This window comes from Vibrio sp. 10N.222.46.A1 (assembly GCF_041473595.1).
Lineage (GTDB): Bacteria > Pseudomonadota > Gammaproteobacteria > Enterobacterales > Vibrionaceae > Vibrio > Vibrio tasmaniensis_A.
In genome coordinates, this window is sequence record NZ_JBFRSN010001874.1 from 1 (window position 1) to 435 (window position 435).

1 protein-coding gene is annotated in these 435 nt (G+C 29.0%); it reads right to left on the bottom strand.

The genetic code is table 11. From position 1 onward, the window contains the following. Positions 1-435 (bottom strand): hypothetical protein (locus AB4496_RS29720; protein ID WP_372133733.1); only part of this gene is annotated, 435 nt, incomplete at both ends.

A 435-nucleotide genomic window follows, 5' to 3' on the forward strand; every position in this document is an offset into this window, starting at 1 on the left:
TGCTTCAATAGCGTGATAATTTCTATGACAGTAAAATTTTAGATCTTTTTTTGATACATGCGATAATTGAATGAATTTATCAGTATCTATTACTCTGTAACTTGGCATGCTATCAAAAACATTACTACTATCAGGAATAGAGCTAGCGTATTCCTTATAATCAATTTCTTTTTCACCAATCAAATCATAAACATAATTTTTATAGATATCTTCCCCTTCATATTCGTCATCAAGTAGAACATAAAACTGAAAAGCACTAAATAGCTCCACATAACAATAAATAAACCTTGATTTTTTGTTAGCACATAAAACTAAACTATGAACTGGATAATGAGAGCTTTTATGTTTATTTTCTTCAAAGAAACCTTCTGATTTAGCCGTTGGCAGGAATGGAGATACTATTACTTTTTCTCTTATTACATTATTATCCAAGTC